The 20978-nt window shown below is 69.4% G+C and carries 22 protein-coding genes; 3 read left to right on the top strand and 19 right to left on the bottom strand.

The features are described 5' to 3' along the window. Positions 1-45 precede the first annotated feature (45 nt). The 3 genes from QLH51_RS07890 (at position 46) to QLH51_RS07880 (ending at position 1640) form a co-directional block, all read left to right on the top strand. The gene (locus QLH51_RS07890) at positions 46-324 is read left to right on the top strand and encodes a hypothetical protein (RefSeq protein ID WP_125657490.1); all 279 of its coding nucleotides are present in this window, start codon (positions 46-48) and stop codon (positions 322-324) included. 207 nt (positions 325-531) lie between these two features. Continuing rightward, complete coding sequence (locus QLH51_RS07885) at positions 532-1203, top strand: hypothetical protein (protein ID WP_125657487.1); 672 nt, start codon at positions 532-534, stop codon at positions 1201-1203. Between the two features lie 302 nt (positions 1204-1505). Beyond that, complete coding sequence (locus QLH51_RS07880) at positions 1506-1640, top strand: entericidin A/B family lipoprotein (protein WP_125657484.1); 135 nt, start codon at positions 1506-1508, stop codon at positions 1638-1640. 81 nt (positions 1641-1721) lie between these two features. Here QLH51_RS07880 and tatC read toward each other — a convergent pair whose 3' ends face one another. The 19 genes from tatC to murB form a co-directional block, all read right to left on the bottom strand. Next, the gene (gene tatC / locus QLH51_RS07875; protein WP_125657481.1) at positions 1722-2513 is read right to left on the bottom strand and encodes a twin-arginine translocase subunit TatC; all 792 of its coding nucleotides are present in this window, start codon (positions 2511-2513) and stop codon (positions 1722-1724) included. Beyond that, positions 2510-2923 (bottom strand): Sec-independent protein translocase protein TatB, encoded by a 414-nt coding sequence (gene tatB, locus QLH51_RS07870; protein WP_125657480.1) that lies wholly within the window; start codon positions 2921-2923, stop codon positions 2510-2512. The genes tatC and tatB overlap by 4 nt, the downstream gene beginning before the upstream one ends. 43 nt (positions 2924-2966) lie before the next feature. Continuing rightward, positions 2967-3248: a twin-arginine translocase TatA/TatE family subunit gene (locus QLH51_RS07865; protein WP_125657477.1), complete on the bottom strand. Its 282-nt coding sequence runs from the start codon at positions 3246-3248 to the stop codon at positions 2967-2969. Between the two features lie 38 nt (positions 3249-3286). After that, on the bottom strand, positions 3287-3853 hold the full coding sequence (gene scpB / locus QLH51_RS07860) for an SMC-Scp complex subunit ScpB (RefSeq protein ID WP_125657474.1): 567 nt from the start codon (positions 3851-3853) through the stop codon (positions 3287-3289). Next, complete coding sequence (locus QLH51_RS07855; RefSeq protein WP_125657471.1) at positions 3850-4581, bottom strand: segregation and condensation protein A; 732 nt, start codon at positions 4579-4581, stop codon at positions 3850-3852. The genes scpB and QLH51_RS07855 overlap by 4 nt, the downstream gene beginning before the upstream one ends. A 33-nt stretch (positions 4582-4614) precedes the next feature. Next, positions 4615-5046, bottom strand: coding sequence for a hypothetical protein (locus QLH51_RS07850; RefSeq protein WP_206429004.1), 432 nt, complete (start codon positions 5044-5046; stop codon positions 4615-4617). A 67-nt stretch (positions 5047-5113) separates the two neighbouring features. Beyond that, entirely contained in the window at positions 5114-6118 is a 1005-nt protein-coding gene (nagZ, locus tag QLH51_RS07845) for a beta-N-acetylhexosaminidase (RefSeq protein ID WP_125657468.1), read from the bottom strand. A 46-nt stretch (positions 6119-6164) separates the two neighbouring features. Next, a complete protein-coding gene (locus QLH51_RS07840; RefSeq protein ID WP_206429003.1) occupies positions 6165-6896 on the bottom strand; it encodes an SPOR domain-containing protein in 732 nt (243 codons plus the stop codon). Then, entirely contained in the window at positions 6896-8623 is a 1728-nt protein-coding gene (gene argS, locus QLH51_RS07835) for an arginine--tRNA ligase (RefSeq protein ID WP_125657465.1), read from the bottom strand. Before argS ends, QLH51_RS07840 begins: the two co-directional genes overlap by 1 nt. Positions 8624-8685: 62 nt before the next feature. Beyond that, the gene (locus tag QLH51_RS07830) at positions 8686-9831 is read right to left on the bottom strand and encodes a DUF1501 domain-containing protein (protein WP_125657461.1); all 1146 of its coding nucleotides are present in this window, start codon (positions 9829-9831) and stop codon (positions 8686-8688) included. Between the two features lie 3 nt (positions 9832-9834). After that, positions 9835-11259: a DUF1800 domain-containing protein gene (locus QLH51_RS07825; RefSeq protein WP_125657458.1), complete on the bottom strand. Its 1425-nt coding sequence runs from the start codon at positions 11257-11259 to the stop codon at positions 9835-9837. A gap of 71 nt (positions 11260-11330) precedes the next feature. Next, entirely contained in the window at positions 11331-12491 is a 1161-nt protein-coding gene (locus QLH51_RS07820; RefSeq protein WP_206429002.1) for a deoxyguanosinetriphosphate triphosphohydrolase, read from the bottom strand. After that, positions 12488-14476, bottom strand: coding sequence for an SPOR domain-containing protein (locus tag QLH51_RS07815; protein WP_206429001.1), 1989 nt, complete (start codon positions 14474-14476; stop codon positions 12488-12490). Before QLH51_RS07815 ends, QLH51_RS07820 begins: the two co-directional genes overlap by 4 nt. 277 nt (positions 14477-14753) lie before the next feature. Beyond that, positions 14754-15080 (bottom strand): hypothetical protein, encoded by a 327-nt coding sequence (locus QLH51_RS07810; protein WP_125657452.1) that lies wholly within the window; start codon positions 15078-15080, stop codon positions 14754-14756. Positions 15081-15170: 90 nt separating this feature from the next. After that, positions 15171-16691: a cell division protein FtsZ gene (gene ftsZ / locus QLH51_RS07805; protein ID WP_125657450.1), complete on the bottom strand. Its 1521-nt coding sequence runs from the start codon at positions 16689-16691 to the stop codon at positions 15171-15173. 109 nt (positions 16692-16800) lie between these two features. Beyond that, the gene (gene ftsA / locus QLH51_RS07800) at positions 16801-18060 is read right to left on the bottom strand and encodes a cell division protein FtsA (RefSeq protein ID WP_125657447.1); all 1260 of its coding nucleotides are present in this window, start codon (positions 18058-18060) and stop codon (positions 16801-16803) included. Between the two features lie 16 nt (positions 18061-18076). Beyond that, the gene (locus tag QLH51_RS07795; protein ID WP_125657444.1) at positions 18077-19009 is read right to left on the bottom strand and encodes a cell division protein FtsQ/DivIB; all 933 of its coding nucleotides are present in this window, start codon (positions 19007-19009) and stop codon (positions 18077-18079) included. After that, positions 19006-19929 carry a D-alanine--D-alanine ligase gene (locus tag QLH51_RS07790; protein ID WP_125657441.1) on the bottom strand — a complete coding sequence of 308 codons (924 nt, stop codon included), beginning with the start codon at positions 19927-19929 and terminating at the stop codon, positions 19006-19008. Before QLH51_RS07790 ends, QLH51_RS07795 begins: the two co-directional genes overlap by 4 nt. Positions 19930-20101: 172 nt before the next feature. Continuing rightward, positions 20102-20977 (bottom strand): UDP-N-acetylmuramate dehydrogenase, encoded by an 876-nt coding sequence (gene murB, locus QLH51_RS07785; RefSeq protein WP_125657438.1) that lies wholly within the window; start codon positions 20975-20977, stop codon positions 20102-20104. Between the last annotated feature and the right edge of the window lies 1 nt (position 20978).

Raw genomic sequence — 20978 nt, 5'->3', positions numbered from 1 at the left:
AACGGCAAAAAGAAAGCCGCCTATCCATAGCTTAGGGAGCTTACCATGCGTGCATTCTCGAAGATCCTGACCGGTTCGATCGTCGCCGGCGCGGCGCTGGCGCTGTCGGCTTGCGGCGGCAACACCGAAACCACCGCTGCCAACGATGCGACCATCACCGACCTGAACTCGACCGACATGATGGACGGCACGATGTCGGACAACATGACCGCCGTCGACGGCGCCATGGGCAACGACACGATGATGATGTCGAACGACAGCATGATGATGTCGAACGACAGCATGATGATGTCGAACGAAGCCGGCATGACCAACGCCATGTAATCAACCGGTTCCGGTTGATCTGGCGAAGGGGCCGTCCGGGTGACCGGGCGGCCCCTTTTCCTTGTCCGCCGCGGCTTTGTCCGGTCGTTACGGCCCCATGCGGCGAATCGTGTGGCCGCCACGCAAGTTGGGGCTTGGGTCGCTGCGAAAAACGCCTTAACCATCGCCGCCTGCCAAGGCGCTCTTTCCGCGCCGTGAAAGGAAGAGATGAGCGTAGTGCGTACCCTGGTCCTGGCCGCTGCCGCCGCCCTGACCGTCGCGGCCACCCCCGCGTCGGCCCAATTTTTCTTCAAGCCGTACAATCTCGACGGTCCTCGGGTGACCGGTGAGGAACCGGGCGTCATCACCCAGCCGCTGCCCGGCGCCACGCCGGCCGAACTGCGTGCCGCGGTGTTGTGGAACATGCGGTCGGCGCTGAACGTCGCCGCGCTGCAATGTCAGTTCGAACCGACGATGCAGACGTTGAACAACTACAACGCGATGCTGTTCGACCATGCCGAAGAGCTGAAGCAGAGCTATGCCGCGCTCGACAAATATTTCGACCGCACCACGGGCTCGCTGAAGGCCGGCCAGACCGCGCTCGACCAGTTCGGCACCCGCGTCTATTCGGGCTTCTCGACCGTGTCGGCGCAACTCGGTTTCTGCCAGGCCGCGAACGAGATCGGCGCGGAGGCGCTGTTCGTCCCGCGCGGTTATCTGGGCGAGTTCGCCGAGCTGCGGATGCGCAAGCTGCGCAACTCGCTGGTCGCCTATGGCGAACAGCAGTTCACGCGCCAGATTCCCTACATGCGCCCGGTCCGGCTGTACCAGTTCGAAAACCCGAAATGCTGGCGCAAGGGCCTGTGGCAGGTGAAGCGCTGCGGTGCCTATCCGGTCTGAAACGGATTTTCAAAAAAAACGCATCTTGCCGGAACCAAGGATCACGCGTCCCGTTATGCCCTTCGGATAGCGATCTTATGCCCCCCCGCTCTCGCTATCCACACAAGGGTCCGGTCGGATGCACACCCTCCCCCCCCGGTAGTGTCCGCCGGACCCAAAAATGGTTTCAAACTAAGCGACCCGTCGATGCAGATCGGCGGGTCGCTTTTTTGCATCCCGCTCCGTTGTCCAGCCGGAACGAATGGTTTCGCCAGACATTTGTTGCGCAGAGCGGGTGCGCCCCGTGTCAGATGGAGAAATTTATGCGTAAGATCCTGAGCCTGGCCGTGATCGCCGGCGCCCTCGCCGTCAGCGCCTGCAACACCGTCGAAGGCGTCGGCAAGGATGTATCGTCGGCCGGCAACGCCGTTGCGGGTGCCGCGAACGACACCAAGTAAGCCACCGCTTACGGAACAGGAAAAGGGCGGTTCGGACCAGGTCCGAGCCGCCCTTTTTTCTGCCGAACGAACCGGAACGCCTTACCTGCGCTCGACGATCTCGCCATCCGTCGCTGTCGCCTCACCCGGATCGCGCTTCGCCCGCCGCTTCTCCGTGAACCAGATCGCGATCAGCGCGAGCTCGTAAAGCAGGATCAGCGGCACCGCGAGCAGGAACTGCGACCCGATATCGGGCGGCGTTGCGACCGCCGCGATCGCGAACGCGGCGACGATCGCGTAACGCCGCGCACCTACCAGCTGCTTGCGGGTGACGATCCCGGCCAGCTCCAGCAGCATCAGCAGCACCGGCAGCAGGAACGCCAGTCCGAACGCGAACAGGAACTGCATCACGAACGACAGGTAATTCTCGACCGAAGGCAATGCCTCCTGCTGCACCCCGCCCAGATTGCCCTGGTAACCAAGCAGGAAGTGCAGCGCGACCGGAATGGTCACGTAATATGCCAGTGCCGCGCCGGCGATGAACAGGACCGGCGTCGCCAGCAGGAACGGGAACAGCGCGCGCTTTTCGTTGCGGTACAGCCCGGGCGCCACGAACTGCCACAGCTGGTTCGCGATCACCGGGAACGCCAGCATCATCGCCGCGAAGAACGCGACCTTGATCTGGACGAAGAACGCCTCGAAAATCTGGGTGAAGATCACCCGTTTCTGGCCTGCGGCCAGCAGGGGCTTCACCAGGAACGTCAGGATCTGTTCCGAAAAATAGAAGCATACCGCAAAGCACGCCGCGACCGCGACCGCCGAAAAGAGCAGGCGACGGCGCAGCTCGATGAGGTGGTCGAGCAACGGGGCCTGGCTTTCGTCGATGTCGTTCATGACGCGGCCTTGCCGTCGGCGGCGGGCGGATGGTCGCCGGGCGCCTCACGCAGTTCGGGGCGCTCGACCATCACCGGGGCCGGCATGTCGTCGTGCGGCACGGGTTCGGGGTCGTGCACGGGCGGCGGCGGCGACGGCGCATCGACCGGATGCACCGTGGCGGCCGCCGGATCGGTCGGATGCTCGCGCATGATCCGCGCGTTCTCCTCGGCCCATTTCTTTTCCATTTCGGCCAGTTCCGCCTCACGGACCATGGTGTCGAAACCGGAACGGAACTGGCGGGCGACGCCGCGCGCCTTGCCGACCCAGTGGCCGACGAGGCGCATCGCCTTGGGAAGGTCCTTGGGGCCGATGACGACCAGCGCGACCAGCGCGACGACCATCAATTCGGTGGGAGCGATATCGAACATCGGCGCTCAAGCTCAGGCGGGCGCGATGCCCGCCGGGGAAGGATCAGCGGTCGCCGTGCGGACGGTCGGCATCGCGCACCGGATCGGTGTGCAGCGGGTCGCGCGGCGCAGGATCGCGGTCATAACCGGTATCGAGCGGACGCTGTTCCAGCCGTTCGCGCGGGCGGGCGGGCGGCGGCACGTCGTCATCTTCCGCCATGCCCTTCTTGAAGCTCTTCAGCCCCTTGGCCACGTCGCCCATCATGTCGGAAAACCGGCCCTTGCCGAACAGCAACAGAACGGCGACGCCGACGATAAGCCAGTGCCAAATGCTAAGACCACCCATCGTCCACACTCCAAGCGAAACAAGTCGTTGGGGTCCACTTAGTCGCTATCGCCGCCGCTTTCCAGCACGCTTGCGAACGCATCGTCGATTGGGTCCAGCAACCCCGCCGCGCGCAGATCGTCGATTCCCGGCAGGTCGCGGCGACTTGCCAGCCCGAAATGGTCGAGAAACGCCTGCGTCGTAGCGTAGGTCAGCGGACGGCCCGGCACTTCGCGTCGCCCCGCCGGCCGGATCCAGCCGGCGGCCAGCAGCACGTCGATCGTGCCCTTCGATATCTGCACGCCACGGATCGATTCGATGTCCGCACGGGTCGCGGGCTCGTGATAGGCGATGATCGCCAGCGTCTCGATCGCCGCACGCGACAGGCGACGCGATTCGTCGCGGTCGCGGCGCAGGAAATGGGCGAGGTCGGGCGCGGTCTCGAAATGCCAATGCTCGCCGCGCCGCACGAGGCCGAAGCCGCGCCCGACATGGTCCGCCTCGATCGTGGCGAGCGCGGCGCGGACGTCGCCCTCCCCGACATAGGCGGCGATCATCGGCACGGTCAGCGGCGTCTCGCTGGCGAACAGCACCGCCTCCACCGCACGGACGAACGGATCGGTCATACGATCCGCCGCACCGCGATCGGGCCGAACGGCGCATCCTGCCGCACCTCCACCCGCCCCTGCCGCGCCAGTTCGAGCGTGGCGAGAAAGGTGGAGGCAAGCGCGGAGCGGCGATAGCGTTCGTCGGCATGGGCCGGCAGGAAGTCGACGATCGCGGTCCAGTCGAGCGACATGCCCAGCATCGTTCCGACCCGTTCGATCGCGACCTCCAGCGTCATGACCGGGCGCGTCGCGACGACGTGGAGGACCGGGCGGGTGCGCGCGCTGATCCGGCCATAGGCGCCGATCAGGTCGAACAGGCCGGCATCCCAGCGCGCCTTGCGCACGACGTTCAGCCCCTCCGGATCGCCACGCAGGAATACGTCGCGGCCGATCCGGTCGCGCGCCATCAACCGCGCCCCGGCCTCGCGCATGGCATCCAGCCGTTCGAGCCGGAGTTGCAGGCGCAGCGCCATCTCCTCCGGATCGGGGTCCATTTCCGGTTCGCGCGGCAGCAGCAGCGCCGATTTGAGATAGGCGAGCCACGCGGCCATCACCAGCCAGTCGGCGGCGAGTTCGAGCCGCAGCGCCGCAGCACGATCGATCCAGCGCAGATACTGTTCGACCAGCGCGAGAATCGAAATGCGGCGCAGATCGACTTTCTGCGTCCGCGCCAATGCCAGCAGCAGGTCGAGCGGCCCTTCCCACCCGTCCAGTTCGATCGTCAGTACCGGCGGTTCGGCGTCCATGCCACCGATCCTATCCGCGCGGGCGGTACGCCGTCACCGATATTCGTGCGTCACGTCCTGATGCAGCCCGTGCAGCCTGACCGAACGCCCGTCCTGCACTTCGGCCATGGCAGTGACGCGCAGCCAGCGCTTCGGCTGACCCGGCGCGTCGATCTCGGTATCGATGGTGAAGCCGCGGCAGTGGCGGATGGCATGGGCACGCAACCGTTGCAGCGCCGATCGCGATTCCGGCGCATACATCGGCAGCGTCACGTCGCGGCGCGGCGTGCTCCCGATCGGCAGGCCGAACAGGGCAAAGGTCGAATCATGCCATGTCAGTGTGTTGGAGCGCAGGTCGCAGCTGAACTGTCCGTCATCGGGCAGGTCGGGGGTATAGCCGTTGCGCAAGACGCCCTGCGGCAGGCGAACGCCGCGTTCGAACAATGGCCAGCTATGATATAGTTGCAGCGGTTCCGTCGGCAGCATCGTGCATCCCCCAGCACCAAGCGGCACCGGGGTAGCGTGCAGCCGTTAAGGCGGGGTTAGCGCAGGCTCATGCCAGCGCGAGCAGCCGGTCGCGGGTGTCGACCAGTTCCGCCATCGGCACCGCGCTGACCGTCCCGACCGCCGCCATCGCCCGGTCGAGCCGCGCGCGCGATGCCGGCGCGATCTCGTCCAGCCGCCCGGCGATCGCGTGCATCTCGTCCAGCCGTGCCCAGCAGTCGAGCACCACGTCGCACCCGGCGGCGATCGCCGCCGATGCCTTGTCCGCCGGGGTGCCGCTCAACGCCTTCATGTCGATATCGTCGGTCATCAGCAGCCCGTTGAAACCGATCCGCCCACGGATGATCTCGCGGATGACGGTGGGTGACAGGGTGGCCGGACGCTCGGCATCCCATGCGTCGAACACCAGATGCGCGGTCATGCCCATCGGCGCGGCCGACAGCGTGGCGAAGGGGGCGATGTCCTGTTCCAGCGCATCGGCCGATGCCGTGACGCGGGGCAGTTCGAGATGGCTGTCGACCGTCGCGCGGCCATGGCCCGGCATGTGCTTGACGATGCCGACCACGCCCGCCGCCGCCAGCCCGTCGAGCGTCGCGCGACCGAGGGCGGCGACCTGCATCGGATCGGCGCCGAAGCTGCGGTCGCCGATCGCGCCGGTCGTATCGGGTTGCGCGACGTCGAGCAGCGGCAGCGCGTCGACGCTCACGCCGACCTCCGCCAGCATCATGCCCAGCGCCTGCGCATTGGCCTTCGCGGCGGCGATCGCCGACGACGGCGCGCGATCGTAGAGCCTGGCGAAGGCGGCGGGCGCGGGAAAGTCCGGCCACACCGGCGGCTTCATCCGCGACACCCGGCCACCCTCCTGATCGATCAGGATCGGCAGGTCGGCCCGACCCGACAGGTCGCGCAAGGTATCGGTCAGCGCGCGCATCTGTTCGCGATCGACGCAGTTGCGCCCGAACAGGATGTAACCGAGCGGATCGGCCGTACGGAACAGCGCGGCCTCGTCGGCGGTCAGGGTCGGGCCGGACAGGCCGAAGATCACGGGCTTCATGGGGTCAGCGCTACCCCAGCCGCCCGGGTGCGACAACCGGGGTATGTCACCGGGCTATGAAGCAATTCTCTCCGGCGAGTTTCAGCTTGCCGCACAGGTCCGACGCCTGGTTCGCGCTGCCGGCATTGACGCGCAGGCGGTAGACCGTCTTGCCCTTCACCTCCGCCGCCTGCACCGATTTGCCGAGCGGGGCGAGATAGGCGAAGCGGCGCGACAGCTGGTTCCACGCGGTGTTCGCCACCCCTTCGCTGGGGAAGGAGCCGAGCTGTACGACCGATCCGCCCGCCCCCGCCGCCGTCTCGACCGGCGCGGCGGCCGCCGGCGCGCGCGCTTCGAGCCGCGAGGTGGTGGTCGGGACCGCAGTCGCGACCCGGCCGGTACCGCTGCGGGTCGGTGCCGCCGCCGGTGCAGCGGCGCGCCCCTGTACCGGCGCCTCGGGCACGGCGTTCAGGTTGACCGCGGCATTGCCGCCGGTCGCACCCTCGCTGGTGGCGATCGCGGTGTCGCTGTCGCCGGTCACGCGCATGCCGTCGGCCTCCTGCGGCCGCGTCTTGTACGGCCCCTCCGGCGCGGCGATCAGGTCGCCGTTGCCGCTGGCGGTCGGCGCGGCGCGGTTGCGCAGCAGCGCGAACGCGATCGCCCCGACCATCAACAACCCGATCAGCACGACCAGCACCGTGCGCCAGACCGGACGCGCGGGCGCCTCCTCCGGCTCCGCGCTTTCCAGCCACGGCAGGCGTTCGTGGTCGGGATCGCCGGATGCGATCATGTCCGCCATCACTTCATCTCCTCGACCGCCTCTACGCCCATGATGGCGAGGCCGTTGCGGATAATCTGCCCGATCGCGCGCGCGAGGAAAAGCCGTGCCTGCGTCAGTACGGCATCGTCCGCTTGCAGATAGCGGCGCGACGGATCGTCGTTGCCGAGGTTCCACGCGGCGTGGAACTCCGCCGCCAGGTCATAGAGGTAGAAGGCGATCCGGTGCGGCTCGCGCGCTGCTGCGGCGCTTTCGACGACGCGCGGAAACTGCGCCGCACGCTTCACCAGTGCCAGCTCGACCGTATCGAGACGGGACAGGTCGGCGTTCGCGTCCTCGGCAATGCCGGCCTCTGCGGCACGGCGGACCAGCGAATGGACGCGGGCATGGGCGTACTGGACATAGAAGACCGGATTGTCCTTCGACGCCTCCACCACCTTCGCGAAGTCGAAGTCCATCTGCGCATCGGCCTTGCGCGTCAGCATGGTGAAGCGGACGACGTCCTTGCCGACCTCGTTCACGACATCGGCCAGCGTCACGAAATTCCCGGCGCGTTTCGACATCTTCACCGGCTCGCCGCCGCGCAGCAGGCGCACCATCTGCACCAGCTTGACGTCGAAGCGGGTCTTGCCCTCGGTCAGCGCCTGCACCGCCGCGACGATCCGCTTGACGGTGCCGGCATGGTCGGCGCCCCAGATGTCGATCAGCTGGTCGACGCCCTCGGCCTTCTGGAAATGATAGGCAAGGTCCGCGCCGAAATAGGTCCACGTCCCGTCCGACTTGCGGATCGGTCGATCCTGATCGTCGCCGAACCGGGTCGAGCGGAACAGCGGCAGCTCGACCGGTTCCCAATCCTCGGGCGTCTCGCCCTTCGGCGCTTCGAGCACGCCGTCATAGACGAGGTCGCGCGCGCGCAGCCATGCCTCGGCCGCTTCGGGCTTCCTCGCCGCCTGCAATTCGGCTTCGGACGAGAAGACGTCATGATGGATGCCGAGCAGTTTTAGGTCGGCGCGGATCATGTCGAGCATGGCCGCCACGGTCCTGGTGCGGAACAGCACCAGCCATTCGCTCTCCGGTGCGTCCACGTAGCGGTCGCCGAACTCGGCCGCGAGCGCCTTCCCCACCGGGACCAGATAGTCGCCGGGATACAGCCCTTCCGGGATCGTGACGCTCTCGCCCAACGCCTCGCGATAACGCAAATGGGCCGAGCGGGCGAGGACGGCGACCTGTCCGCCGGCGTCGTTGACATAATATTCGCGGATGACGCGCGCGCCGTTCCATTCGAGCAGGCTGGCCAGCGCATCGCCGACCACCGCGCCGCGGCAATGACCCATGTGCATCGGCCCGGTCGGGTTGGCCGAGACATATTCGATGTTCACCACCTGCCCCGCGCCGACGGTCGAACGACCGTAATCGTCACCCGCCTCCGCAATGGCGCCCAGCTCGCCGCGCCACGTGTCGTCGGTCAGCGTCAGGTTGATGAAGCCGGGCCCGGCGACCGACACGCTCGCCACTTCGGCAAGGCCACCCAGTTCGGCGACCAGCAGTTCGGCGAGTGCGCGCGGATTGGTCTTCGCCGGCTTGGCCAGCACCATCGCGGCGTTGGTCGACAGGTCGCCATGCGTCGTGTCGCGCGGCGGCTCGACCGTGATCGCGCGTCGCTCCAGCCCCGCCGGCAGGTCGCCGCGGGCGACGAGCGTGTCGAGCGCGCGGTCGAGATGGGCGAAGAAACGGGGGTACAGCGTCATGGCGGTTCCGGTCGGTTGATCCAAACGCGCCGCTTAGCCGATAGCGCCCGCCCTGCAAAGGATCACGCCCGGATCAGTCCCGCCACCGGACGCCGCCCGCCGTTGCCGGGGAACAGCGTCGCCATCGTCCGCGCCGGATCGATGCCGAAATGTCCGGCGACCGCGCCGGCGATCAGTGCGTCGAGATCGGTCGTCGGGGTCAGGTCGCGGTCCTCGTACAGCTTCGACAGCCCCGGCCAGTCGGCCACCACGCGCTTGCCCAGCACCGTACCGCCCAGCATCATCGTCGCGGTCGCGGTGCCGTGATCGGTGCCGCCGGTGCCGTTGATCCGCGCCGTCCGGCCGAACTCGGTCGCGACCAGCACCAGCGTCTGGCTCCATGCCGTGCCCAGCCCGGTCCTGAGTGCCGCGACCATCGCGTCGAGCGCCTTGAGCTGGGTGTTCAGCCGCCCGCGCTGTCCGGCGTGGGTGTCCCAGCCGCCGGTCTCGATCATCGCGATCCGCGCGCCGTCGGCCGGCGCGAGCAGTCGGGCGGCCAGCGTACCGGTCGCCGCGGCGTTGCGGCCGGCATCGCCGCCCGCCTCCTGCGCCAGCTGTCGGGTCTGCACCGCCTGCGCCCAGAGCGCATGGAGCTGCGCATCCCCGGCATAGAGCTGGGTCACGCGCGCCATCAGGTCGCCCGAGGCGTCGGGCAATGCGGAGGGGGCGTAGGAGGCGACCTCGCGCGTGCCACGTAGCGCCAGCGGCACCGTAGCGGCGACGGCGATGGCGCGAGCGTCCTCGCGCGGGAGCAGCGTCAGCAGGCGGTTGAGCCAGCCGTCCCTGACCGCATAGGCCGCCGCCCCGCCCGTCTCCAGCACGTTCTGTCCGTCGAAATGCGACCGGTCGCGATAGGGCGAGGCGATGGCGTGGGCGAACAGCGCCTGCCCGCTATCGTACAGCCCGGCCATGCCGGACAGCGCGGGGTGCAGCGCGAACATGGCGTCGAGCTTGCGCGCCGCCGCCGCATCCTCGCCCCATGCGCCCCGCAGCGCCGCATAGCCGGGGTCGCCGGTCGGCATCACCGTGGCGAGCCCGTCGGCCGCCCCGCGCTGGATGACGAACACGAAGCGCAGCTCGGTCGCCGCGCGGGCATAGGCGAGGCGCGGAGCGAAGGCGGCGGACAGTGCCGCTGCGCCCCCGATCAGGAAATGTCGCCGGTCGGTCATGGCCTATCTCCGCAGGAACTGGGGGGCGACGAACAGCAGGGCGAGCGCCTGTGCCGTGCTTTCGGCGCGATCGATCGCCGCCCGCGTCGCAGGCGCAAGGCCGTCGGGAAACAGCCGGGTCGCCAGCGCACGCGGATCGGGCGGCTCGCGCAGCCGGCCGGCCAGCCGCTCGGCGGCCTCGACCCGGCGCATCAGAGCGTCCGGCCCGGCCCAGCTGGCCGCGATGTCGTCGAACCCGCTTGGCTGACCCGGACGCCAGATCGGCTGGCCCAGCTGTCCGAACAGGTTGAACATCCCCCGCCCCTCCGTCACCGGCGCATCGATCGCGCGCAACGCGGCGACGGTCCATTCCCATGGGGTGCGGAACTTGGCCGTGCCGGGCGCCCATGCCTCCGGCGCGTCGATCAGCGCGCGGTACACGGTCGGCAGGTCGCCGCGCGAGGACAGGAAGGCACGCTCGACGCGGGCGACGGCGGCGGGCGGCGGATCGTCGGCGACGAAGTGGCGGACCAGCTTGGTGGCGACGTGGCGCGCGGTCGCGGGATGGACCGCGAGATCGCCGAGCACCGCCGCCGACTGTTCCACGCCCCCTTCGGCATAGTCGCGGCCGAGGATACGGCGCTTGCCCGGCTGATGCAGCGCGGGGGCGAACGCCGCGCTGCCGTTCGCACCGGGCACGATGCGCGGGCCGCCGCGACCGAGACCGGCAACGGTCCAGCCGGTCAGCGCGCGGGCGAGTTCGGTGACGTCCGACTGCGCATAGCCGGTGCGGACGCCCAGCGTATGCAGCTCCAGTATCTCGCGCGCGAGATTTTCGTTGAGGCCGGCACGACCGTCGACGCGGCGCTGGCCGAAGGGGCTGTCAGGGCCGACCGACTGCGCCTGATCGAGATAGATCAGCATCGCCGGGTGGCGCTCGACCGCCAGCAGCAGGTCGTGGAAGCGGCCGAGGACGTGCGGGCGGATCGCGTCGAATTCGAACGCGGCGGCAAGGCCGGTGACGGGCAGCTTGTCGGCCGACACCGCGAAATGGTTCGACCAGAAATGGATCAGGCGCTCGACGAACGGCGTGTCGCTGGTCACCGCCGCCGCGGTGCGCGCCGCGACGCCGTCGAGATAGAATTGCCGGATGCCACGGCGGATCTGCGCGGCGCGGTTGTCGGGCGGGTCGGCGGCCATCGGCATCGCCTCCGCCTTGCCCTCCGCCTGCGTCGCGCGGCGTTCCTGCCGTACCGTGCGCAGGTCGGCCTGCGCCTGTGCCGCCGCCTGCCCCGCCACCGCGGTCGTCGCCACGCCGGCCAGCGCGGGCGGGCGCGGGTTCCAGCGGGCGAACTGATCGGTCAGCCAGCGCTTCGGATCGGCGGGCGGCACCGCGTCGCCGTGCGCGCCCAGCCCGAACCGGTTCCATGCGATCTCGCTCTGGGGCATCGCCCGCGACTCCACTGCCAATCTGTCAGGCGATCGAACGCCCTGATTGTCGCAGAGTTATGCCAGCGGCGTCAGAACCCGTCGGGCAGGTCGATCGGCCCGACGACCTGCCCGTAGCAGCGCACCGCGAAGCGATCGGTCATGCCCGCGACATAGTCGGCGATATGGCGGCTGCGGTCGGGTTCGTCCGCGGGCAGGCTCTCGCGCCAGCCATCGTGCATCGCCGCGGGATCAGCGTGATAGGCGGCGAACAGGCCATCGACGACCTGTTCGGCGATCTGCGCCGCCGCGAGCTGGCGCGGATGGTGGTAGAGATTGGCATACATGAAGCGCTTGAGCGTCCGCTCCGCCTCCGCCATTTCGGGCGAGAAATGGGCGAGGCACCGACCCGCGGCGCGGACGTCGGCGACGGTTTCGACACCGGCGGCTGCGGTGCGACGGCGGGTCTCGGCGATCAGGTCGTTGACCATCGATCCGATCTGCGACCGGGTGAGTTCGCCGACCAGCCGGTCGGCCGGCACATCGGGAAAGCGCGCGCGAACCACGTCCCAGCCGGCGGCGACGAACGGCACGGCGAGCAACTGGTCGAGCGTCAGCAGCCCCGCACGCAGGCCGTCGTCGATGTCGTGATTGTCATAGGCGATGTCGTCGGCGATCGCCGCGACCTGCGCCTCCAGCGACGGCCATTCGTCCAGCCGCAGGGCGTGCGCGGCATCGGCCTGCGCCAGCGCCCAGCCGGGCGTCGGGATCGGCCCGTTGTGCTTCGCCAGCCCCTCCAGCGTATCCCAGGTGAGGTTCAGGCCACGCCAGCGGGGGTACGGGCTGTCGAGCCAGGTCAGCGTGCGCAGCGTCTGCCCATTATGGTCGAAGCCGCCATGCGCCGCCATCGCCTTGCGCAGCGCATCCTCCCCCGCATGGCCGAAGGGCGGGTGGCCGATATCGTGGGCGAGGCACAGCGCCTCGGTCAGGTCCTCGTTCAGGCCCAGCGTCCGGGCGACGGCGCGGCCGATTTGCGCGACCTCGAGGCTGTGGGTCAGCCGGACGCGGAAATGGTCGCCATCGGGCGCCATGAACACCTGCGTCTTGTGGCGCAGGCGACGGAAGCTGATCGAATGGATGATGCGGTCACGGTCGCGCTGGAACGCGTCGCGGGGACCGCGCGTGGCGTCGCCCGGTTCGGGGTGGAGCCGCCCGCCATGCGCCTGCGGATCGGCGGCCCAGTTCGCCCTCACTTGACCGGGACCCGCACGACCTTCTGCCCCGCCTCGCTGGTGAAGGCGAACGCCTGCACCCCCGATTTGCGCAGCGTGTTGACGAAGTCCTGTGCCTCGGCATCGCTCTTGAACGGGCCGGTGAGCAGGCGGTTGGTCGCGCGCAGCGGCGTGGTCCAGGCCTGCCGCCCCTTCAGCGCGGGTGCCTTGCCCGCCATGATGCCCCATGCGGCGGGAAGGCCGGCGACGTTGGCGCCGCCCGCGATCTGGACCCAGTGGCGTTCGGGATCGGCGCGCTTGACCTGTGCGAGGCGGGCGGCCTCGGCAGCCTCGGCCTTCTTCTCGTCGGCGAGGCGTTTGGCTTCGGCGGCCTTTTTGGCGGTGGCGGCGCGGGCGGCGGCTTCCTTCTTCGCTTCGGCGGCCTCGGCGGCGCGAGCCGTCGCTTCGCGGGCGATCGCGGCGCGGCGGGCGGCTTCGGCCTCGGCAGCGAGGGTCGAGGGGGCGGCGACCGGGGCGAGCGGCGGACCGACGCCCAGTTCGGAGGCCGGGATGTCGAGGTTGCGGATGATCCGGGCGAGGACATCGTCGTTCGAACCTCTGCGCGCGGCGACGGTCGCGGCTGCGCTGGAGGCGGCGGGCGCCGTGGCCGGTGCGGGGTTGCCGGCGACGGCGACCGGAGCGGCGGGCGGCGCGGGCGCAGCGTCCGGCGGGCGGTCGACCACGGTCACGGGCACCGGCGCGGCGGCGACCTGAACCGGCGGGCGGGCGGCCTGTTCGGCGCGGTCGCGCACGGCCAGCGCCTCGGCGGCGACCCGGCGTTCGTCGGCGCGGGCGGCGGCGACGCGCTCCGCCTCGACACGGGTCGCTTCGGCGATACGCGCCTGTTCGGCCTGCTGCGCGGCAAGCTGACGCTGGGCCAGCGCGGCGCGGCGGGCGGCCTCGTCGGCCTGCGCCTGCGCGAGTTGCTGCGCGCGGGCGTCGGCGGCGCGACGGGTCGCCTCGGCCTGCGCGGCCTGCGCCTGTGCCAGTTGCTGCGCACGGGCTTCGGCGGCGCGGCGGGTCGCTTCGGTCTGCGCGACCTGTATGGCTTGCGCCTCGCGCTGGCGTTCGGCGCGGCGCTCGGCATAGGTCGGGCGGCGCGCGGCGGTGCGGGCCGGGGCCGCGGCGGCGACAGGCGTGGCGGAGGCCAGCGCGACCGGCGGCGCGGTGCGGACCGGCGCGGGCAGCGGCGGGGCGAGCCGGGCATCGGCCAGCCGCTCGGGACTCGGCACCAGTCGGCCATAATGGACGGCGAAGGCGCGATCGGCCCCGGCCAGCTGGGGCAGGCGGCGGAAGAAGGGCGAGAGGCTGGCGGAGAAGCCGGGCAGCACGCTGGCGGTGATCTTGTCCGCACCGGCGGCGTCGCCCGACATGGCGAGGACGAAGGCGCGCACCCGCCATGCGGCACGGTCGCCGCGCTGGAGCAGCGGGTTCAGTATGGCGGTCGAGCCGGCCATGTCGCCATCGATGCCGAGCGACAGCGCGAGACGGCGGGTCACCTCGTCATCGTCGCCCGCACGCAGCGCCTGCCGGTAATCAGCCTGGGCCAGCGATCCGCGGCCGAGCAGGTCGTAGGCAAGGCCCCGCTCGGCGAGATAGGGAGTCATGTTCACGCCGGCACGCTCGGCCGAGGCGAACAGCGCCAGCGCCTCGCCCGGCCGCTCCATCCCGACCAGCGCGACGCCGCGGGCGGCACGGATGCGCGGGTCGTTCGGCGCGACCTTCTCGGCACGCGCGAGGAACTGCATCGCCGCATCGGTATCGCCGAGCTTGCCCGACAGCCGCCCCGCCTCCACCAGCGCCGACACGTCGTTCGGGCTGCGGCCGAGGACGCGCATCTGTTCCGACAGGCGGTCGGCGTTGGGCGTCGGCGGCTGGACGATCGCCCCGGTCTGCGCCGCGGCGGGCAGGGGCAACGCGGTGGCGAGCAGCAGCGCGGTCAGATGAAGCGGTGAGAGTCGGGTCATGGGCGCGACCGCTTAACCATGCGGCGGCTGAACGGGGAATGTTCGGGCGGCGGTCCGGCGACGAAACGAGTGGTGGTGACGATGAAGCGAGCCATGCGGTCCAAAGGTCACGAAAGTCACACTCGTGCGCATTTGGTGCGGCGTGCGGATTGCGGGTCGGGAAACGGGTCGGTTGCGAAACGGGAAGCGACAGGCTGGCAGGATGTGTTGTTGTAGGAAAGGGGTTTGGGCAAGGTCGAGCGCACGCGTCCAACCGTTTGCCTCGCCTACGCCGCTATCAACCGAAACCGGCCGGCCGTTTCCCCGCAGTCCACAGGAACCCGATCGACCCGAGAATGGAACCGAGCAGTGCCACCTGAAACAGCAGCGGCCATCCGAAATCGGCAAAGCCCATCATCCGGGTCGCAACGACGTTGATAGCCACGTCGCTGACCATGATCGCAAGGCCGACAAGCAGTCCTGCCCGTATTCGCCCGATCGTCAACAGCACCACTACCGACAGATCGAGCAGGATAAGCGCCGACCAATATAGCTCGAACGCGGGCAACGGCGCCCAGCGATAAGGCCGCCACCCCCCGATCACGAAATCGCGCGCATGGTTCAACGCGCCGATCGAGAAGCAGGCCGCCTGAAGGAAGATCGCAATACGCGCCGCCCCGCGAAACGAGTCACGGGGCGGCATAGCAACGGTCGCCTACTGATTGTTCTGGCGATGCAGGAAGCGGGGGATGTCCAGCGGTTCCTTCGCATCGTCGGTGCCGCGCGCGGGGGCGCGGCCGGCATTGGCCATGCGTTCGAACAGCGTGCCGCCGGGCTTGCGTGCCGGCGGGGCCTCGTTGCGCGGAGCCTCGGCCGGGGCGTCGGGGGTCAGCCAGCGGCGACGGCCGTCGCTGGACGACGCACCGAAGTCGCTCGCCGGGGTCGGCGCGGGCATCGGGGCGGGCATCGGGGCGGCGGCCTGTTCGGCGCCAAGGACCAGTTCGTCCTCGTCATGCGCCGCGGTGGCCGGCGTGTCGTAGGTCGAATGCGGCACGACGCGCTCCGACGCCGAAGGCTGGCTCGTTCCTTGCGGGAAACGGTCCATCGGCGCGGGCGCCGGTGCCTCGTCGAGATGCTCGGCAGCGGCACCGCTGGGCGCGACCGGCGCGGCGGCAGGTGCCGTCGGGGCGGCGGGGCGGCGCGGCGCGTTGAACGAGAAGGCGCGGGTCGGTTCAGCCTGTGCCGGCTGCGGCGCAGCCTGCGACGGGGCCTCGTCCTCGATGCCCGTAGCGACGACCGAGACGCGGATCTTGCCTTCCAGCTCGCTGTTGAACGCCGAACCCCAGATGATGTTGGCGTCGTCGTCGACCAGCTCGCGGATGTGGTTCGCGGCCTCGTCGACCTCCAGCAGGCGCATGTCGTCGCCGCCGGTGATCGACACGATCACGCCCTTGGCGCCGTTCAGCGACACGCCGTCGAGCAGCGGGTTGGCGATCGCCTGCTGCGCGGCCTCGATCGCGCGGTTGTCGCCCTCGGCCTCGCCGGTGCCCATCATCGCCTTGCCCATTTCCTGCATCACCGAACGGACGTCGGCGAAGTCGAGGTTGATGAGGCCGGGCATGACCATCAGGTCGGTGATGCCGCGCACGCCCTGCTGCAACACTTCGTCGGCCATTTCGAAGGCCTGCTTGAAGGTCGTGTTGGCGTTGGCGATCAGGAACAGGTTCTGGTTCGGGATGACGATCAGCGTATCGACATATTTCTGCAGTTCCTCGATCCCGGCATCGGCCGACTTCGCGCGGCGCTTGCCCTCGAACGCGAACGGACGGGTCACGACGCCGACGGTCAGGATGCCCATCTCGCGCGCCGCTTTCGCGATCACCGGGGCGGCGCCGGTGCCGGTGCCGCCGCCCATGCCGGCGGCGATGAAGCACATGTGCGCGCCCTCGAGGCTCTTCTGCACCTGCTCGATGGTTTCCTCGGCCGCGGCGCGACCGATTTCGGGACGGCTGCCGGCACCGAGCCCCTGCGTGATCTTGGCACCCAGCTGGATACGCTGCGGCGCGGACGACTGCTTCAACGCCTGCGCATCGGTGTTGGCGACGAGGAACTCGACCCCCTGCACCTCGGCACGGATCATGTTGGCGATCGCGTTGCCGCCGGCACCGCCGACCCCGATGACGGTGATACGCGGGGTCAGCTCATCCACGTCGGGTGCCAGAAATTCGATGCTCATACTCGGTCTCCCTGTCCCGGCCGGCACCGGGCACAAATTTCGAAAGGCGGTTGTGCATCAAGCCGGGGGACGATCCTAGCCCCCCACCCGGCCCGATGGTAATAAAAAGTCAATAGTTCGTGCGGAATGCGGTCATCAGACGCTGGAACAGCGCACCGGTGCTGGGGCGCGATACCATCTGTTGCGTCGGCTGCAACGCGCGCAGGTCGACCGGGTTCGACGCGGCGAACATGGCGAGGCCGGCGAGCGTCGCGAATCCCGGGCCGGAATGCGCGTCGGGCAGCGCGACCAGCCCGCGGGCGCGGCCGACGCGGACCGGACGACCCAGCGCCTGCTGCGCATAGTCGGCGATCCCCTTCAGCTCCGCGCCGCCGCCGGTCAGCACCACCTGCCGCCCGACCGGGTCCTCGAAGTTCAACCGGCGCAGTTCCTTGTTGATCTCCGCCACCAGACGGTCGAGCCGCTGGCGGATCACCGCGATCAGCTGCGCACGGGTGATGCGGGTCCCCTCCGCATCCTCGTCGACGCGGACCGGCGCGACATCGATCATGTCGTGATTGTCGCGCGGGGACATGTTGGCGGAGCCATAGAAGCATTTCAGCCGCTCGGCCTGCGCACGGTTGGTGCCGAAGGCGGAGGCGACGTCGTCGGTGATGTCGCTGGCCCCCATGGCGATCGAGGCGAGGCCGGTCAGCACGCCGTTGGCGAAGACCGAGACGTTGGTGATCCCCGCGCCGATCTCGACCAGCGCGACGCCGAGTTCGCGCTCCTCCTCCGACAGGCAGGCGAGACCGGTGGCGACCGGGGCGGCGACGATCGACTTCGTCTCCAGATGCGCCGAGCGGACGCACAGGTCGAGGTTGCGGACCGGCGAGCCTTCGGTCGCGACGACGTGGATCTCGACGCCGAGGCGGTCGGCGTGCAGGCCCTTGGGCTCCTTCACCCCGCCGAGCCCGTCGAGCGTGTAGCGCATCGGCTGCGCGTGCAGCACCATGCGCTGGCCCGGATCGATCGCGTTGCGACCGGCCTTCAGCAGCGCATCGATGTCCGACTGTTCGACGCGGTGGCCGCCCAGATCGACCTCCAGCTTGACGATGTCGGACACGAGGCCCCCGGCCGAGAAGCTGACCCACACATCCTCGATATTGAAGCCGGCGATGCGTTCGGCCTGTTCCACCGCTTCGCGCACCGCCGTCTCGGTCGCCTTCATGTCGGCGATATAGCCGCGCTTGACGCCGCGGCTCTCGCGCTGGCCGGTGCCGAGCACGGTCAGTTCGCCGCCCTCGCCCGCCTGCGCGATCATTGCCGACACCTTCGACGTGCCGATGTCGAGTGCGGTGATGATCCCTTCCGGTGCCGTCTTCGCCATGGTCCCTGCCCCCTGTTCAGTCGCCGTCGACCGGTTGCGCGGTCGCGGTGCCGTTACCCTGTTCGCTGCCGTCGTCCCCGTTGTCCGGCGTCGCATGCTTCATCCGCACGACCAGCTTGGTCGGATCGCGCAGGTCGAACCGGTCATAGCCCTTGCCCAGCAGGCCGAGCGTCCCGTCGAGCTGCGCGAACTTGACCAGTGCGCGCGCCGATTCCCGGTCGCCTTCGGGCAGGACCAGCCGCTCGCCGGTCTGGAACAGGATGTCCCAGCGGCGATTGCCGACCCAGATCGCGGCCTTCACCACCGGCTTGAGCGCCGGCGCGGCAGCCATCAGCCTGCGATAGGCCGGTTCCTTCGCATTGGCGCCGTCGCCGATCACCAGCGGCAGGCGCGGCATCCGGTTGGGCTGTACGCCGTCGAGGAGCACGCCGCCCTCGTCGATCAGCATCAGCTGACCCTTGTTCTGCCACACGGCGGCGGGATCGCGTTCGACCACGTCGACGACCAGCGTGTCGGGCAGCCGGCGCGAGACGCGGGCGTCGGCGATCCAGCCATAGTCGAGCAGCTTCTGCCGCGTGGCGTCGAGATCGACCAGCGGCATCGCGCGCGAGCGCTGGTCGAGCGCGACGGCATAGACCGAGGTGGCGTCCATCCGCTTGAGCCCGGTCACCTCGATCTGTTCGACGCGGAAGCCCGCCGCGCCGACCGCCTCGGCCGCCGCCACGCCGACCATGCCGAACAGCCCGAACCAGTTGGCGAGCGCGATGACGATCGCGCCGGCACCGGCGGTCAGGCTCCAGCCGACGATGCGCCGCGCGGTCGCGGCACCGCCGGGGAGCGCGGCCACCGCCTGATCGAGGACCGAGACGCGGACCGGGCGCTTGGCCTGGACGCGGCGCTTGGGTTTCACGGTGCGGGTCTGGACGACGCGCTTGCCGGTCTGGGTCATCGCATCGCCTCTTCCACGATCCAGCCGACGAGCTGTTCGTAGCGCATGCCGACATGCCGCGCCTGTTCGGGGACGAGGCTTAGCGGAGTCATGCCCGGCTGGGTATTGGTTTCGAGGACGAACAGCCCGTCGATGCCACGCTCGTCATCCCAGCGGAAATCGGTGCGCGACGCGCCCTTGCACCCCAGCACGCGGTGGGCGGTGACGGCATAAGCCATGCATGCCTGCGCGATGTCGTCGGGAATGTCGGCGGGGCAGACATGTTCGGTCAGGCCGTCGGTATATTTGCTGTCGTAATCGTAGAAGCCGCTCTTGGGCTTGAGTTCGGTGACGCCCAGCGCGCGATCGCCAAGGACCGCGGTGGTCAGTTCGCGCCCGCGGATGAACGGTTCGGCGAGGAGTTCGTCGAATTCCTGCCACGGGCCTTTCGAGCCCTGCGCGATCGGGTTGCCGTAGTTGCTGTCGTCGGTGACGATCGCGACGCCGACCGAAGAGCCTTCGCTCACCGGTTTCAGGACATAGGGGCGCGGCAAGGGATCGCGTTCGAACAGTTCCTGCGTCTTCACGATGCGACCGCCGGGCATCGGCACACCGGCGGGGACGAGCGCGTGCTTGGTCAGCACCTTGTCGATCGCGATGACCGAGGTGGCGAGGCCGCTATGGGTGTAGCGCAGCCCCATCAGGTCCATCATGCCCTGCACCGTGCCATCCTCGCCGGGCGAGCCATGCAGCGCGTTGAAGACGAGGTCGGGCTTCGCCTCGGTCAGCCGCGCGGCGATGTTGCGGTCCATGTCGATGCGGGTGACGCGGTGGCCGAGCGATTCCAGCGCGGTCGCGACGCCGGCGCCCGACATGAGCGAGACTTCGCGTTCCGACGACCAGCCGCCCATCAGGACGACGATGTGGAGGAGGTCGGTCACGCGGTCGGTTCCTTCGTTGTTACACTATACCCGTTTGCTTCGAGCGCAGGGTCGAGCCTGTCGAGACCCGAAGTCGAGAAGGCGGCGGTTATTGCACGCGCGTTCTCGACGGGCGCTTCTCGACTACGCTCGAAGCTGCTCGAACCGAACGGGGAGGTTGGGGACAGGTTGGTCACGGCACCCCCACGCGCTGAACTTCCCATTCGAGCGTTACGCCCGATGCCGCCAAAACCTTCGCGCGCACCTCTTCCCCCAGCGCCTCGATATCGGCGCTGGTGGCGTCGCCGGTGTTCAGCAGGAAATTGCAGTGTTTCTCCGACACCTGCGCGTCGCCCCGGCGCAGCCCGCGGCAACCGGCGGCGTCGACCAGTGCCCATGCCTTGTGGCCGTCGGGATTCTTGAAGGTCGATCCGCCGGTCTTCGAGCGCAACGGCTGCGAAGCTTCGCGTGCCGACGCGATGCGGTCCATTTCGGCCTGGATGACCGACGGTTCGCCCTGCTCGCCGCGAAACGTGGCGGAGACGACGATCGCGCCGTCGGGCAGGTCGCTGTGGCGGTAGCGATAGTTCAGCTCGGCGCACGACAGCGTCACCGGCGTCCCGTCGCGCAGCAGGACTTCCGCCGCGACCAGTATGTCCGCCACCTCGCGGCCATAGGCGCCGCCGTTCATCCGCACGAAGCCGCCGACCGTGCCGGGGATCGAGCGCAGGAACTCGACGCCGGCAATCCCCGCATCGCGCGCGCTCGACGATACGAGGATACCGCTCGCCCCGCCGCCACAGGTCAGGGTCAGGCCGTCGGCGGATACCTTCGCGAAGGGCTTGCCGAGGCGGACGACCACGCCCGGCACGCCGCCGTCGCGGACGATCAGGTTCGAGCCCAGCCCCAGCCCCATCACCGGCGCGTTCCCGTCGAGCGCGCGCAGGAAGTCGGAGAGGTCGTCGGCATCGGCCGGTTCGAACAGCCATTCGGCGTTACCGCCCGCCTTGAACCAGACGAGCGGGGCGAGCGGGGCGTTCGGGGTCAGCCGGCCACGGACCGGCGGCATC

This window comes from Sphingomonas sp. 2R-10, from assembly GCF_030062225.1.
GTDB lineage: Bacteria > Pseudomonadota > Alphaproteobacteria > Sphingomonadales > Sphingomonadaceae > Sphingomonas.
This window is presented reverse-complemented; position numbering and strand designations above follow the sequence as displayed.

What these genes read in the sequence shown, in the direction of transcription:
- QLH51_RS07830 (WP_125657461.1), bottom strand. Translation starts at nt 9,831, where the DNA reads ATGACCGACCGGCGACATTTCCTGATCGGGGGCGCAGCGGCACTGTCC.
- ftsA (WP_125657447.1), bottom strand. Translation starts at nt 18,060, where the DNA reads ATGGCGAAGACGGCACCGGAAGGGATCATCACCGCACTCGACATCGGC.
- tatB (WP_125657480.1), bottom strand. Translation starts at nt 2,923, where the DNA reads ATGTTCGATATCGCTCCCACCGAATTGATGGTCGTCGCGCTGGTCGCG.
- QLH51_RS07850 (WP_206429004.1), bottom strand. Translation starts at nt 5,046, where the DNA reads ATGCTGCCGACGGAACCGCTGCAACTATATCATAGCTGGCCATTGTTC.
- QLH51_RS07840 (WP_206429003.1), bottom strand. Translation starts at nt 6,896, where the DNA reads ATGGCGGACATGATCGCATCCGGCGATCCCGACCACGAACGCCTGCCG.
- QLH51_RS07885 (WP_125657487.1), top strand. Translation starts at nt 532, where the DNA reads ATGAGCGTAGTGCGTACCCTGGTCCTGGCCGCTGCCGCCGCCCTGACC.
- tatC (WP_125657481.1), bottom strand. Translation starts at nt 2,513, where the DNA reads ATGAACGACATCGACGAAAGCCAGGCCCCGTTGCTCGACCACCTCATC.
- QLH51_RS07855 (WP_125657471.1), bottom strand. Translation starts at nt 4,581, where the DNA reads ATGGACGCCGAACCGCCGGTACTGACGATCGAACTGGACGGGTGGGAA.
- murB (WP_125657438.1), bottom strand. Translation starts at nt 20,977, where the DNA reads ATGCCGCCGGTCCGTGGCCGGCTGACCCCGAACGCCCCGCTCGCCCCG.
- nagZ (WP_125657468.1), bottom strand. Translation starts at nt 6,118, where the DNA reads ATGAAGCCCGTGATCTTCGGCCTGTCCGGCCCGACCCTGACCGCCGAC.
- QLH51_RS07795 (WP_125657444.1), bottom strand. Translation starts at nt 19,009, where the DNA reads ATGACCCAGACCGGCAAGCGCGTCGTCCAGACCCGCACCGTGAAACCC.
- QLH51_RS07865 (WP_125657477.1), bottom strand. Translation starts at nt 3,248, where the DNA reads ATGGGTGGTCTTAGCATTTGGCACTGGCTTATCGTCGGCGTCGCCGTT.
- QLH51_RS07890 (WP_125657490.1), top strand. Translation starts at nt 46, where the DNA reads ATGCGTGCATTCTCGAAGATCCTGACCGGTTCGATCGTCGCCGGCGCG.
- QLH51_RS07825 (WP_125657458.1), bottom strand. Translation starts at nt 11,259, where the DNA reads ATGCCCCAGAGCGAGATCGCATGGAACCGGTTCGGGCTGGGCGCGCAC.
- QLH51_RS07815 (WP_206429001.1), bottom strand. Translation starts at nt 14,476, where the DNA reads ATGACCCGACTCTCACCGCTTCATCTGACCGCGCTGCTGCTCGCCACC.
- QLH51_RS07880 (WP_125657484.1), top strand. Translation starts at nt 1,506, where the DNA reads ATGCGTAAGATCCTGAGCCTGGCCGTGATCGCCGGCGCCCTCGCCGTC.
- argS (WP_125657465.1), bottom strand. Translation starts at nt 8,623, where the DNA reads ATGACGCTGTACCCCCGTTTCTTCGCCCATCTCGACCGCGCGCTCGAC.
- ftsZ (WP_125657450.1), bottom strand. Translation starts at nt 16,691, where the DNA reads ATGAGCATCGAATTTCTGGCACCCGACGTGGATGAGCTGACCCCGCGT.
- scpB (WP_125657474.1), bottom strand. Translation starts at nt 3,853, where the DNA reads ATGACCGATCCGTTCGTCCGTGCGGTGGAGGCGGTGCTGTTCGCCAGC.